At 42.3% G+C, this 14,149-nt stretch carries 9 protein-coding genes and 2 tRNA genes; 8 read left to right on the forward strand and 3 right to left on the reverse strand.

The window, feature by feature from the left end; translation table 11 throughout:
- Positions 1-221: 221 nt before the first annotated feature.
- Positions 222-1,586 carry an MATE family efflux transporter gene (locus J6U00_RS01540; RefSeq protein ID WP_296577926.1) on the reverse strand — a complete coding sequence of 455 codons (1,365 nt, stop codon included), beginning with the start codon at positions 1,584-1,586 and terminating at the stop codon, positions 222-224.
- 164 nt (positions 1,587-1,750) lie between these two features.
- On the opposite strand from J6U00_RS01540, the gene J6U00_RS01545 reads away from it, so the two are divergent.
- From J6U00_RS01545 to J6U00_RS01565, 5 genes are read left to right on the forward strand one after another with little or no spacing between them, the layout of a single operon-like run.
- A complete protein-coding gene (locus tag J6U00_RS01545) occupies positions 1,751-2,524 on the forward strand; it encodes an AraC family transcriptional regulator (RefSeq protein ID WP_296577928.1) in 774 nt (257 codons plus the stop codon).
- On the forward strand, positions 2,521-4,161 hold the full coding sequence (locus tag J6U00_RS01550) for a hypothetical protein (RefSeq protein WP_296577930.1): 1,641 nt from the start codon (positions 2,521-2,523) through the stop codon (positions 4,159-4,161). Before J6U00_RS01545 ends, J6U00_RS01550 begins: the two co-directional genes overlap by 4 nt.
- Positions 4,133-4,861 (forward strand): DNA/RNA nuclease SfsA, encoded by a 729-nt coding sequence (gene sfsA, locus J6U00_RS01555; RefSeq protein ID WP_296577932.1) that lies wholly within the window; start codon positions 4,133-4,135, stop codon positions 4,859-4,861. The genes J6U00_RS01550 and sfsA overlap by 29 nt, the downstream gene beginning before the upstream one ends.
- The gene (locus J6U00_RS01560) at positions 4,836-6,260 is read left to right on the forward strand and encodes a deoxyguanosinetriphosphate triphosphohydrolase (protein WP_296577934.1); all 1,425 of its coding nucleotides are present in this window, start codon (positions 4,836-4,838) and stop codon (positions 6,258-6,260) included. The genes sfsA and J6U00_RS01560 overlap by 26 nt, the downstream gene beginning before the upstream one ends.
- Complete coding sequence (locus tag J6U00_RS01565; protein WP_296577937.1) at positions 6,253-7,239, forward strand: ion transporter; 987 nt, start codon at positions 6,253-6,255, stop codon at positions 7,237-7,239. Before J6U00_RS01560 ends, J6U00_RS01565 begins: the two co-directional genes overlap by 8 nt.
- A gap of 233 nt (positions 7,240-7,472) precedes the next feature.
- On the opposite strand, the gene J6U00_RS01570 is transcribed toward J6U00_RS01565, so the two are convergent.
- On the reverse strand, positions 7,473-8,342 hold the full coding sequence (locus J6U00_RS01570; RefSeq protein WP_296577940.1) for a hypothetical protein: 870 nt from the start codon (positions 8,340-8,342) through the stop codon (positions 7,473-7,475).
- Between the two features lie 634 nt (positions 8,343-8,976).
- Between J6U00_RS01570 and J6U00_RS01575 the strand changes: the two genes are divergently transcribed.
- On the forward strand, positions 8,977-12,603 hold the full coding sequence (locus J6U00_RS01575) for a glycoside hydrolase family 3 N-terminal domain-containing protein (protein ID WP_296577942.1): 3,627 nt from the start codon (positions 8,977-8,979) through the stop codon (positions 12,601-12,603).
- Between the two features lie 202 nt (positions 12,604-12,805).
- On the opposite strand, the gene spo0A is transcribed toward J6U00_RS01575, so the two are convergent.
- Entirely contained in the window at positions 12,806-13,558 is a 753-nt protein-coding gene (gene spo0A / locus J6U00_RS01580) for a sporulation transcription factor Spo0A (protein WP_296577944.1), read from the reverse strand.
- A gap of 191 nt (positions 13,559-13,749) precedes the next feature.
- Between spo0A and J6U00_RS01585 the strand changes: the two genes are divergently transcribed.
- Both J6U00_RS01585 and J6U00_RS01590 read left to right on the forward strand, forming a co-directional pair.
- Positions 13,750-13,834: transfer RNA gene (locus tag J6U00_RS01585), tRNA-Leu, on the forward strand.
- A 4-nt stretch (positions 13,835-13,838) separates the two neighbouring features.
- A tRNA-Ser gene (locus J6U00_RS01590) sits at positions 13,839-13,927 on the forward strand.
- Positions 13,928-14,149 lie beyond the last annotated feature (222 nt).

Here is a 14,149-nt window from a genome sequence, read left to right on the forward strand (position 1 = left end):
TGAATTCAACCGATAAATCAAAGATAAAAAAATTCGTAAATCGCGCTGCTGCGCGATCTGAAAGAACGAATAAACTTTTTGCATAGTTAACTCTGGTTAACCGCAGGGTCTTATCAGGCAGTCCGTCTAAAGCTCAAATTGCAAAAAAATGCTGTCTGCGAGAGAAAGCAGACAGCGGAGGTGAGGAGTGATATGGAAATCGACTGCGGATCAGTCGAGGATCATGCAGCATTAATGATTTTTTTATGCTTTATGGCAGGACGACTGAGGTTTTTTTTAAGATTGTACTCAAACGCAAGCATATTAAGAATCATTGCTCCGATCCATGCTGAGGCCTCTGCATAAGCTGTGGCTCTGAATCCTACAATGGGGATTAGTAAGGCGATTACACCTATCCTTAGAGCCATTTCAAGAACTCCTGATATCATAGGTACAAGGGGCTTGCCAAAGCCCTGACAGCCGTTGCGGAATACAAATAGATAATTCACTCCTATGAGGCATATTCCGCATATCGGCAGATAAGTTTTGGCTATACTTATCGGTTCAGAGCCGCTCACCATGATTCCGGCGAGCCTTGTGGGGAAGAATACCATCAGAGAACCGAGGATTACATAAGATATTGTGGCGATAGCAAGACATACATGGAGTCCTTCGCGTATTCGACTGAACTTGCCTGCGCCGTAATTCTGACTGGTGAAGGCTGACATGGCAAAGCCTGAGGTACAAGCCGGCTGCATAAAGAGAGTTGTGAACTTGCTGCAGGCTGAGTATGCCGTAGTATAAGCTACTCCGAGACCGTTGATGAAATACTGTATCACCATACAGCCAACAGCGGTTATAGAGTTCATAAGAGCCATTGGCAGACCGTTTTTGAAAAGCTCTATATATAGCTTGCCGTTTCCGTGGAAATCATTACTGTTTATTTCAAGTACATCGATCTTGCGTATTTTGCGCCAGCATATAAACGAGGAAACTATCTGTGATATTATAGTTGCTGCCGCAGCACCCTCAACTCCTGTTTTCAGTACGAAGATGAAGAAAGTATCGAGGATTATATTTACAGTTGTGGATATTATTATAGCTATGAATGGCGTTTTGCTGTCACCGAGTGCCCTGAGTATACAGGAACATAGATTGTAGGCGATAGTTGCTGTCAGTCCGCCGAATATACAGTATCCGTATATCAGACCATCCTGCATTATTAGTTGGTCTGTCCGCATAATGTGCAGTACAGATTTAAGGAATGATACGCTCAGTGCAGTGAGTATCACTGCTATCATCATGCAAAGAAGAAATGAAGAAGCAACTGAGCGGCGGAGCTTTGAATAATTCTTTGCGCCGAAGCTCTGCGCGATAACGACCGAAAAACCGTTAGCTAGTCCCATGGAGAATCCGAATATAAGAAATGTTAGAGGACCGATATTGCCGACAGCCGCAAGAGCTGTATCGCCGAGACCCTTGCCGACTATTGCTGTATCAACTATGCTGTACATCTGCTGTAGCATATTTGTAAGTAACATGGGAAAGTAGAATCTGAGGATAAGCGCAGTAACGCTTCCGTTTGTCAGATCATTTGCCTTTGCCATATAAACGCCTCCATAAACGCTGTTCTATTTTGTATCTTTCTTGTGATTATTATAATCAATGGCATTAAGAAATTATATCAGAAATATTGCATTTGTATCAAAAATGAGATATAATAAGAATATCACAAATTTTGGTAAATAAAGCAAAAACGGGAGGTAAGCTTATGAAAACTGACCGCGACTTGAATTACAGGCTTTATATACAGCGCAACGATGGATTCACAAGAAGTCCCTTCGAGCGTGAGCTCAATGTTTACAGATTGATAAGGGCAGGCGATACAGAAGCTGTTAGGGAGCTGTTTGAAAAGCTACGCAGTACTTTCTTTGTTGGAAAGGGCACTCTATCCGAAGACCCTGTACGAAATACAATGTACCATTTTGTCACATCTGTGGCAATGGTGTCGCGTTTCTGTGTTGAGGGCGGTCTTGGTCACGATACTGCCTATACTCTGAGCGATATATACATACAGCGTGCAGACAAGCTTAACGATGTGGAAAAGATTGTCGATCTTTTCCTTGAGATGCAGCTTGATTTTGCGGAGCGCATGAAAACTCTGAAAAAAGAGAACGTAATATCTATCCATGTAAGGAAATGCATTGACTATATCTATGAGCATCTCCATGAGGAGCTTACACTGAAGGTGCTTTCGGACCAGACAGGACTTAATCCATCCTACTTATCGAAGCTGTTTTCGAGGGAAACAGGAATGAGCGTGAAATCCTTCATTATTAAAGCCAAAGTCGCTACTGCTGAAAACCTGCTTACGGATTCCGAGTTTTCGTGCCTTGATATTTCGCTCGCCCTTGGCTTTTCGTCTCAGAGCGCATTTATAAGCGTTTTCAGGAAGGAAAAGGGCATGACTCCAAAAAAATACAGGGAACAGTACTATTTAAAGGTGCTCGATGAAAAGGAAAACAGGAGAAAGTTACAGAAATGAATATGAAAACTCAGAAAAATGATCTTATAATGAGCTGCATAGTTACTTTAATATTTACTGTAGTTGTCATCATCGGGCTCTGCTTTCACGAGACATGGTATGATGAGGCTCAGGCTTATCTTATTGCAAGGGACGCCTCACTTCATGATATAATGTTTTACCTTACTCATTATGAGGGACATCCGCCTTTATGGCATCTTATGCTTAAGGTTGCACATTTGCTTGGACTTCCGTACCCTCTGGCGCTAAAATCCGTACAGTTTATATGCTATGAGGCTGTGCTGATAATGATAGAGTTTTTTTCGCCGTTTAGAAGACCGGCAAAGATCATTATCCCTATGAGTTTCTTCATCTTATATCAGTATGGCGTTACGTCAAGGCCATATATTCTGCTCTTATTTGCAACGCTTGCTGCGGCAGCAGCTTACAGGGACAGAAAGAAAAAGCCTGTTCGCTATACACTTGCGCTGATACTTATGTGTCTATGTCATTCCTATGGTATTGCCCTTGCAGGTGGTATAGTTGTTGCAGACATGGTGGGCGAAGCAATAAGACAGCGGAGCGTTGTAAAATGTATACGTGATATTTTTAAGAGCAGGAAGCTCCTTGTATGTTATATAATTCTTCTTATAATAGCAGTGCTTACAATTGCTGATATAATGCCGTACTCTGATACCTTCGGCACAACTGTAGTAAACAGAAGAAACCACAGTGTTTTTGCTCTGTTTTTGCAGTGCTGGTTCTTTATCCCGGCCGAGGCGCTTATAACTTCATTTTCGTCAGAGGTCATCAGTATGCAGATGGAGGTCAATCCCTTTCAGGATATGTTCGGAGCGGCTGTTGTTTCAGTCATCGTGTGGGCTCTGCTCACTAGAATATGCTACAGGAGAAAAATGATAGCGGAAATGATAATACCATATTTCTGTATTTCGGTACTCCTTACTTCATATTCATATCCGCATCATTTCGGTACGTTTTTAATGTATCTGCTCTTTATTCTGTGGACAGCTTCGGATATTGAACCCATAAAGCTCAGTGAGTTTACAGAGCCACTGAAAAAGGCGGGCATTTCCGAAAAGCTTTCAAAAAGAGTTGCAGTTATCGGTGTGACGGCGTTTGCAGCGGTTAATCTCTACTGGGACGGATTCAGCTTCTATCGTGAGATAACAGGCGCTTATGACGCCTCAGCCGGCCTTGCGGACTGGATAAAGGAAAACGGTCTTGAAGGCAGAAAAATCATGACTGCATGGCTAAATGATGATACTCACATGTATTCGGCTTCAGCAATGGCCTCAGAGGCTTATTTTGAAAAAAACATCTATTATAACATATATAACGACAAGAGCTACATATCCCATATCATTGCCGGACAGAAGGAGAACGAGGAATATGAGGATATGATAAGATCAACCGGTGCTCCTGAATTCATAGTATGCGATGCTCCAAGAGAGACTATAAATATCTGCATGATCGGCGGATTTGATGAAAAGTTCATTGCAGAAGCATATTATGGAAAAGCAGGACGTATCTTCAAGGATAAGGAAGAAATGTGCGACGTATGGGTATACTGCACAAAAGACACCTATAAGGAGCTTTACGGAAAAGACTATGTTGTACCGTCATATAAGGAAGGCTGAGTTCATAGAGCGTCCGAATCGTTTCATAGCTAGGGTACGTATAGACGGACGCATAGAAGAGGTACACGTAAAGAATACGGGAAGGTGTAGGGAGCTTCTTGCAAAGGGATGTACCGTTTATCTTGAAAAGTCAGACAATCCTGCACGCAGGACGGGATATGACCTTGTGGCTGTGGAAAAGGTCCGCAACGGCAAAGATAATCTTCTGGTGAATATGGATTCACAGATACCAAATGCCACGGTTGAGGAATGGCTGAGGCGCGGAGAGCTTTTCTCCGCAGACGCGGTGATAAAGCGAGAGTATACCTACAGAGCATCACGGTTTGATTTCTGCATAGAGGACAATGGTAGGATATCTTTCCTTGAAGTCAAGGGCGTCACTCTTGAATATGACGGAGTTGCTTTCTTTCCGGACGCTCCTACCGAACGCGGATTAAAGCACATCAACGAGCTTATTAAAGCTCATAGGGAAGGCTTCGGCGCTTATGTGCTCTTTGTTATACAGATGAAGGATATCTATGAATTCAGACCTAATGATGTTACTCATAAAGCCTTTGGCGACGCTCTCAGGAGAGCTCAGCTCGAAGGTGTGGAGCTGCTGGCGTATGACTGCATTGTCACGCCGGAAAGCATAGCAATTGATAAACCTGTACGAATCATTACGGAGAGATACGATGAACTGGAAAAAATTATTATGTGAGAAAAGACGCAGAGGATATTCGACCACCTCGCTCAGCGACGACCCGAGAAACGAGTTTCAGAGGGATTATCACCGCATAATTGGGAGCGCTTCATTCAGACGCTTACAGGATAAAACACAAGTATTTCCACTTGACAGAGGAGACTTTGTGCGAACACGTCTGACCCATTCACTGGAGGTCTCCTCATTTGCAAAGTCATTGGGACAGATGATATTCCGCAAGATAACGGCTTCTGGCATAGACAGCGAGCTTGATGAACAGGATATAGAAAAAATATGCAGTATACTGGAATGTGCAGGACTTATTCATGACATCGGCAATCTGCCCTTTGGCCACTTCGGCGAGGACTATGTCCGCGGCTGGTTCAGGCGCAATCTCCCTGTTATGGAGCTTGACGGCAGGAAGCTTGCGGATATACTTAGTCCTCAGATGAGGGAGGATCTGTACCATTTCGAGGGCAATGCGCAGGCTCTCAGAATACTTACAAAACTTCACTTCCTTGTGGACGAAAACGGAATGAACCTGACCTACGGTTTGCTGAATACAGTAATCAAGTATCCCGTGCCATCAACTGCTGTAAACAAAGAAAGCGGCAATATCAAGGAAAAGAAAATGGGATACTATTATGCAGATAGGGAGATATTCGATGATATCGTCAGCAGCACCGGAACGGTCGGTTGCCGTCATCCGCTGGCTTTTGTGCTCGAAGCTGCCGATGATATAGCCTATACGACAGCAGATATAGAGGACGCTGTGAAAAAGGGGTTTATAAGCTATAATAAGCTAGTTTCCGAGCTTAAGGGTACATATCAAGATAAATGCATGAACGACAGTGAGCGCAGTGTTCTTGATGATGCGGTAAGCAGACTGGAATACTATTACGGACAGGCTTTGGAGAAGGACTTATCTTTACCTGAGCAGAATGCTGTTCAGCGCTGGATAATATATGTTCAAGGGGTGCTTCTGAGGTGTGCATCTCTTTCTTTTACCGATAATTACAGAGATATCATGCACGGAGAATTTCAAAAGGAGCTATTAGCAGCGTCTGACGGCCGTGTTATTGCTTTTGCCCTCAGCGATATCGCTTCCCGTTTCGTATTCTGTTCAAAGGAGATATACACTCTTGAAATAGCAGCAGGGGAGATATATGAATTCCTCCTCAGTAAGCTTACACGGGCTGCTGTGGTATATGATACGGATAATCCTTCTTCGACCATAGATAAGCTAATAATGAAACTGGTCTCGGAGAACTATATAAGCGCCTACAGGATCGGTTCAAAGGGCAGGAGTGATGAGGAAAAGCTTTATTTGCGGCTTATACTCGTGACTGATTTTATATGCGGTATGACAGACGGTTATGCGAAAAAACTTTATATGGAGTTGAGCGGAATTGGCTGATGTCAAGAAAAAAACATTGAAACGGCGTATATTTGATATAATCCAGATTGGAAACAAGGACGATTTTATAAGCCGTTCATTTGACTGGTTCATAGTTACGATAATCATTCTAAATATACTCACTGTCTTCCTCGATACCTTTGAGGAGCTTGCCGGCTTAAGGTCTTTCTTCAGAACTATTGAAGCTGTTACTGTGGCGGTGTTCTGTGTTGAGTATATACTTCGCATATGGACGGCGGATATGCTCTATCCTGAGAAAAAGGGGATAAAAGCACAGCTGAGGTTCCTACATTCCTTTGACGGTATAGTGGATCTTTTGACTATACTGCCATTCTTTTTCCTTGACGGCTTCATAGTTTTCAGAATGCTGAGAGTGGTGCGTATACTTCATCTTTTCAGAGTAAATGTACATTATGATTCCTTCCATGTCATCACATCGGTACTTGTTGAAAAAAAGAATCAAATATTCTCTTCAGTTTTTATTATAATAGTCCTTATGCTCGCTTCGTCTCTCGGTATATACAGTGCGGAACACGAAGCCCAGCCTGAGGCATTCAGCAATGCATTTTCTGGTATATGGTGGAGCGTGTCTACACTTCTTACAGTGGGCTATGGAGATATCTATCCAATAACCGTGATAGGAAAGATAATGGCGATTCTGATAGCCTTTCTCGGCGTTGGTGTCGTTGCTATCCCGACAGGTATTATAAGCGCCGGATTTGTTGAGCAGTACACGAAAAAGCAGTATTCCGACGCAAGGTTCAGCGATCTCAGTGATGTTGGTGAAGTGCTGGTCGATGAAATAAGTCCATTTAATGGTATGTCGGTTATGGAGGCAAACGAAAAGTACAATATACGTATACTTGTGATACTTCGCGGAGAGCTTACTGTAGTGCCGAACGGAATGCTTAAGATAAAAAAGAACGATATTATCATAGTGAAAACTGATAAGCTTATCAAGGGAAAAAATGACAAATAAAAACTGTGGAATTATTTGTATGGGTTGTATAAATACTGCTCATTCTTATTGACAAGTGTGACTGTAAATGATATAATATAATTGCGAAAATAATTGGGTTATTATTTGAGCGTGACCAAGGTCGGCGTCTGTACATATGCTGTACCGAGGTTTTTCCTTTGTAAGAAAAAGAGGGACAGATCAGAAAAGCTGTATTCATAGGCGAATACAGCTTTTGTCCTTTTATGGGGATACTATTCAAGAATATCCCTGAGTTTTTCGTAATTTACCTTTACTCCGTCATCGAGATCAAGTTCAATCCTCTGTTCGGCAATCTCGTGCAGTTTTGGGAGGAACCTCTCCATTTCCAGCAAGAGTGCCTGTTGTCTTTTTATGCTGCGGTGCATAGATGTCCGCTCTTTTCCAGATGAGATATTGTAGCTTTCGTTCAGATGGCGGAGTTCTTTTTTCAGTTGCTCATAGCGTGGGACAGCATGGTCTCTTTCAAGTACTGCAAGCTGATTAATATCGTAGCGGTGGATATACATCAGCGCTTTGAAGGCCCCCTTGCTGCCAGAACTGAACTGCCAGTATATTGGCCTCTTTTTGTATATTCTTGTGTGGTCGGCAAAAAATCCCTTCTGAATATACTTAAAAATGACCTCTTCAGGACTTCCGGTTCCGTCGAGGGCTTCGGCGATAAAACGGAGATTCTCTTCAAGAGTGTCGGAACCATATACGGTCTCTATAAACTTTTTTAGATCAGCGGCAAGACCGCTGTCCATGCTGTTCAATTCAAGAATATTGTCGGAGCACGGTATAACGGTCGAGTATAAGGAGGCTTCCCACTTGCCGCCGGCGTAGCACAGTCCTTCAGCGTCAAGAGAGTATCTGCCGAAAAGACATCCGACAGCGTAGCTTAAAAGACTTTTTATTTCACGCTGGAGTTCAGCTCTTCGTACTGTAACGTCATGCTCGTCTACTTCATAGGATATTTCTTCGCCTATCCCGTAAAGCTCAATAAAAAAGCGGTTGAGCTTTTCTTCGTTTTCTCTGAGCTTGTCAAATCGCTCATTGCAGGTTTGCTCCCATTTCTTAAACTTGTTTGAGATTAGTTCAGACATAGCGATTACTCCATATAGATGTTTTTCTAGGTTTCACTTTCCGAATTATTATAACATATTAAAATACAAATATCAACCCTTGTAGCGAAAATACGTCGTTTAAGAGTAATTTGAGCTTGCAATAGAATAAAATGGTCAATTCACGGTCAACTTTAATGGTATTGGAAGCTGCAATAACATAGGATTATTGCAGCTTTTTGTATCATGTTACACTGCCTCACGTTTAGGCATTTTATCTTTGTGATCACATACACATATGAGATATGTAATTTCCTATATACTGAAATAGTATGAATGCACTGCGAAGTGAAGTAAAAATTGAACTTGACGAAAACTTATCCTATGATGAAAGAGTTTTCTGGTTGAAAAAATCATTGCTCATGTCTGCTTCAGATTGTCAGCTTGTATCTTATTAAATAATCTTTACAAAAGGTTAAGAAACCTTTACAAAAGTTAAAATGCCTTGACACAAAATGCATTATTTGATACAATTAGTTCATCAAGTTTATATCTATTGTATAAAATGCTTATTATATTACGGGGAATATTTATGATAAGTATATTATACTCAGTAAGCCAATTTTATCACACGCAATGCAGTTTTTCTGCTTGCATTCGAAAAGGAGATGTAGTAATGAAAAAACAACTGATCAGGAAGATCACCGCAGCAGCAATGGCTTTTGCCATGATAGGCGCAGCTGTCAGCGCACCCGTAGACAAAAGTAGCTTATCAGGCAGCATTCTTACAGCTTTTGCAGAGACATCTACCGCGACATTTGATTATGATACAGGCGTTCTTACTTTGCATGGAAACGTTGTATATGAAGATGTACAAGCATGGTCAAAAAATGAAAATGTTAAAAAAGTAGTTTGTAAAGAAGGTACAATATTCCCTGAAGTTTGCCGTTATATGTTTGAGCAATTTGGGGCAGAATATATTGACCTTTCCAATGCTGATACATCAAATGTTACTGATATGGATTATATGTTCGAAAACTGTTCAAGTCTTGAATATATTGATGTTACAGGATTTGATACAACAAAAAGTAGTGAATATAATGATAGCTATTTGGGGATGTTCAAAGGCTGTACTGCTCTTGACCCAAGTATTTGCATAGTTAGAGGCAACAGCGTTACTCTTGACGGAAATATCGGAGTAAACGTTTATCTCCAACCCTGCGAGAACCTTGCAAAGGTCATAATGAGCGGTCCCAACGGTAACAGAGTATATACTGATTTTACAGGCATCACGCAGGAAAACGGTGATTGCAAATTCTCATATCCCATAAATGCTACTCAGGGAAATGAGCAGATCACTCTCAAAGCTTATGACAAAGACGGCAGACGCCTCATATTATTCAATGAAATCTACGGACTCTGCAATCACTCACAGGTCGAATGTACAATTTACGGCTATATCGACCAGATCAAGGAATATGGGTTGTATGAAGCTCCTCCCACTCTTGAGCCTCTTGTTAACGGTCTTGAAAATTACTGCAAGGCTGCCGAGAATTACTTCAACGGCACCGTCAATACAATTGCCGGTATCGAAAATGTGACCGCAGACAGCGTAAGCGATTACGCAACAGACCTCGGCTCCGACGTGAAGCTCTCACTGGTGCTCAATTCCGCAGCTGCCTTAAGGATCTACACAGAGAGCGATGATGTGCTTATCGACGATGAGACAGTAAAACCCAGGTACAAGGGCGGAAACAAGTACTACGAGATCTCCAATATCTGCGCTCAGAAGCTCAGCACTCCCCACAAGATCACTATTGACGGAACTGATTACAAGTGTAGCGCTCTGTCATACGTTCACAGAGTACTGAACAATCAGAATGCCAAGGATAACACGCTTCTCACCGATATGGCAAAGGCAACTTATGTTTATGCCATGGCGGCAGAGGCTTATGTAGGAAAACCATACCAAAGATATGCAAAAATGACTCCCAAACAGATCGTTGAGGAAATGACACTGGAGCAGAAGGCGGCTCAGATGGTGCAGTCTATTGCGTACATGACCAGCGATGAAGAAATGCAGGAGCAGTGCTACGGAAGTGTTTACGGAGACGCAGGTATGTACAGCTCGGCTGAATGGCGCGAGCTTGTAGACGGTTTTCAGAAGGGAGCTGTAGATTCGGAAACCGGAATCCCTTACATTATGGCGCTTGATGATGTGCACGGTCTCGGATACTGCCGTGACGCAGTTTACTTCCCGCACAATATCGGACAGGGTGCCGCAAACGATGAGGAACTCGCTTATCAGGTAGGTCGTATCACTGCCGATGAAAGCAAGCTCTGCCACCTTATGTGGAATCTTTACCCCTGTGTTGCACAGTCTGTTGATCCAAGATGGGGAAGGACTTATGAGTGCTACAGCTCAGACCTTGATATCATAACAAAACTCAGTACAGCTTATACAAAGGGACTTATTGACGGCGGAGTCATAGCCTGCGCAAAGCATTTCTTCGGCGACGGAAACGTGGTTTACGGTACAGGTGAACAGACAGATTATCCCCGTATCATGGACAGAGGCGACTCTCAGCTCACCGAAGAAGAAATAGACGAACTCCTCAAGGTATATCAGGCGCAGATAGATGCAGGCGTCCAGACGATCATGGTCAGCTTTTCTTCTCTTAACGGAGTGAAGATGCATGAAAACGGCGAATATATATGGAAACTCAAAAATGAAATGGGCTTTGAAGGCTTCATCATCAGCGACTATCAGGCTATAGAATTCACATCGCCGGAGACCTACGAGGATCAGGTCGCATCAGCAATAAACAGCGGTATAGATATGCTCATGGAGGCTGACAGATATGATGACGCAAGAAACAGCATAATCGACGCGGTCAGAAACGGAAAAATAAGTGAAGAACGTATCAATGACGCTGTTGAAAGAATAATCAAGGTAAAGCAGGATGCGGGAATATTCGACGATCCATTCTGTGAAAAAATTGAAACTGTTCAGCAGGAAACAGGTTCTATGGAATACAGAGCTGTTGCTGAAAAGCTCGTGGAAAAGAGCCTTGTCCTTTTAAAGAATGAGAACGAAACACTGCCTATCAAAGAGGGTACAAAGGTTTATATCACAGGACCTTCTGCGGACAATCCGCGTGTTCAGTGCGGCGGCTGGACCATGGGCTGGGTTGAGAGCCCGACAAAGAATATCAGCGGAGTTACAACTATACTGGAGGCATTCGAGAGATATGCAGAGGATTACGGCATAGAAGTTATCACCGATCCTGAGCAGGCAGAGAATGCTGATGTTGTACTGCTCTGCGTAGGTGAAACTTCATACGCAGAATGGTACGGCGATACAACAGACCTTGAGCTTTGCGGAATGCTCGGTCTCAACGGCAACAGGGAAGCTATTGATGAAGCAAAGGCACTTGACAAGCCCACCGTTACCTGTATTGTCGCCGGTAGACAGGTCATACTCGACGAAGAAGACTACAGTAACTGGGACAGCGTTGTAATGTGTTACCTGCCGGGTTCAGAGGGCAAAGGTGTTTCTGACGTTATCTGCGGCTGTTCGGACTTTACCGGCAGACTTCCCGAACCATGGTATGGCTCTGTAGAGCAGATAGGTACTGACGAAAATGTTTTCGGACTTGGATACGGTCTCTCATACCCGGAGGGCTTTGTTCCGCGTACAGAGCCTGAGGCGATCCCTGATCCGGTTTCGGAAGATGAAGGCTTTGATGCGATAGCGGAAGGTACAAACTATACAAAGGGAGTATTTGAAAACGGCGTTTATTCAAACGAGTATGCAGGTATAACTGCTGATATCCCCGACGATTTCAGTATGATAAACGAAGTTTATCTTTCCATAATTGCTGAGAATACTATTGAAGGAAGCAGTACCGAAGAAGAAATGATATATAATTCCGCAGTCATCTGGGACGATATCTTTGAAAACGGCTTCGACGCAGCTGTTACATATAAGTTTGTGAATACAGCTATGGGATTCCCTGATGATCCGCAGTGTACAGAGGAAGAGTATCTTGATTACATCAAGGTCTTCGACACATACTGGGATGAAGAAGCGGGCATCACTCATGTATATAAGGACAGAGCAAAAGTAGTCCTTGGCGGTAAAGAATACATAAGAGAGGAATATACGATATCTGCAGGGGAGGAGTACAGTGAAGTTATCGCATATTATGTAAGAAGGCTAGATGACAACCTTATATGTGTTATAGAAGTGGAAACCGATGTCGATTCTTCCGAATTCATAGAGACATGGTTCAATAAATAAAAATAATGTTCTTATTATAACAAGCACGGATATTCTAAAATAGTTCCATGTAAAATGAACTGAAAAAATTAAAAAATAGCAGCACACTGATATCACTATGTTTTCAGCGTGCTGCTATTGATATATTCGTTTGTCTTATTATGATTTGGATAAATAATGGTCAAGAAAAGTAAATATTGGAGCAATAGAAGATATATTATTCTTATATCTGCGATACTTTCAGCTTAAGGCGAATCTTGTCGGTTACAAGTGCTATAAACTCAGAATTTGTGGGACGTCCGCGGTAGCTATCAACATAGTAGCCGAAGAATTTGTTTATTGTTTCTGTATTGCCTCTGTCCCATGCTATTTCTATAGCGTGACGTATGGCTCTTTCAACGCGCGATGATGTCGTGGCGTATTTCTGTGCTACACATGGATATAACTGCTTTGTGACGCTCTCCATAAGTTGACAGTCGTTTATTGCGCTTATTATAGCAGTTCTGAGATAATGGTAGCCTTTTATATGTGCGGGAACGCCAAGCTTTTGTATAATGTCGGTCACCATTATTTCCGTGTCAGTGCAGTTCGAAGTTACTGGCTTGTTACAGACTGATTTGACAATCGCTGGAAGCGTGTCAAGATCAAATGGGGCTGACAGGTAATAAGACGCACCGTTCTCCATTACCTGTCGTTCAATGAAGCTGTTTCTGATATCTGATACTACAATGAAGGCAGGTACATTTACTAACTTATCTCTTATGCGGTTCATCAGTGCGATAGAATCTGTGTCCTGCATGGTGAGCGCTGTGATAATTACGTCGGGCTTGTCCCTTAGTATAGAGTCGAATATTACCTGCCCATCCATTTTTCGGGTGTAGGCTATTATGCCGTTTTCTCTTAATTTTGCTGCTGCTTTTACCCCGTTTGCCGCTGAATTGTCGCCAATTAGCACTTTGATAGATTCGTTTTCCATAGTAGACTCTCCTTTCTTGTTTTCTACGATATCTATTTTACATCAGGTAAAACTGAATTTCAAGGAGATATTTTAGCGTAAAATGTCGAAAAAAAGTATTATTATTTAAGTTGCATAAATAGTAAAAATAATTTTTTTATTATTTTTGCTTGACATTTAATTCCGTTTGATGTATAATATTATAGTACTTTGCGAGTGTGCTGGAATAGGCAGACAGGCACGTTTGAGGGGCGTGTGTCGAGAGACGTATGGGTTCAAGTCCCATTACTCGCACCATAATGGACAGATGGCTGAGCTGGTCTAAGGCGCACGACTGGAACTCGTGTATACGTTAATAGCGTATCGAGGGTTCGAATCCCTCTCTGTCCGCTTTAAGAGAGGTCTTAAATGGCTGTAAATAGCTGTTTAAGACTTTTTCTGTTTTATTAACCAAATATCATTTTTTAAAGAATATTTGCCCATGCTAATCTATTTTGCTAATTGGCAACTGTAAGTGATTATTTGGGACTATAAGTTTATATAAGGCTATAACCGCTAATAGTAATATTATATAAAATAGGGATAGTAAGTCAGTTAAGACCTACTATCCCT

Source organism: Ruminococcus sp. (assembly GCF_017650195.1).
GTDB lineage: Bacteria > Bacillota > Clostridia > Oscillospirales > Ruminococcaceae > Ruminococcus.

What these genes read in the sequence shown, in the direction of transcription:
- sfsA (WP_296577932.1), top strand. Translation starts at nt 4,133, where the DNA reads ATGTTGTACCGTCATATAAGGAAGGCTGAGTTCATAGAGCGTCCGAAT.
- J6U00_RS01560 (WP_296577934.1), top strand. Translation starts at nt 4,836, where the DNA reads ATGAACTGGAAAAAATTATTATGTGAGAAAAGACGCAGAGGATATTCG.
- spo0A (WP_296577944.1), bottom strand. Translation starts at nt 13,558, where the DNA reads ATGGAAAACGAATCTATCAAAGTGCTAATTGGCGACAATTCAGCGGCA.
- J6U00_RS01550 (WP_296577930.1), top strand. Translation starts at nt 2,521, where the DNA reads ATGAATATGAAAACTCAGAAAAATGATCTTATAATGAGCTGCATAGTT.
- J6U00_RS01545 (WP_296577928.1), top strand. Translation starts at nt 1,751, where the DNA reads ATGAAAACTGACCGCGACTTGAATTACAGGCTTTATATACAGCGCAAC.
- J6U00_RS01570 (WP_296577940.1), bottom strand. Translation starts at nt 8,342, where the DNA reads ATGTCTGAACTAATCTCAAACAAGTTTAAGAAATGGGAGCAAACCTGC.
- J6U00_RS01575 (WP_296577942.1), top strand. Translation starts at nt 8,977, where the DNA reads ATGAAAAAACAACTGATCAGGAAGATCACCGCAGCAGCAATGGCTTTT.
- J6U00_RS01540 (WP_296577926.1), bottom strand. Translation starts at nt 1,586, where the DNA reads ATGGCAAAGGCAAATGATCTGACAAACGGAAGCGTTACTGCGCTTATC.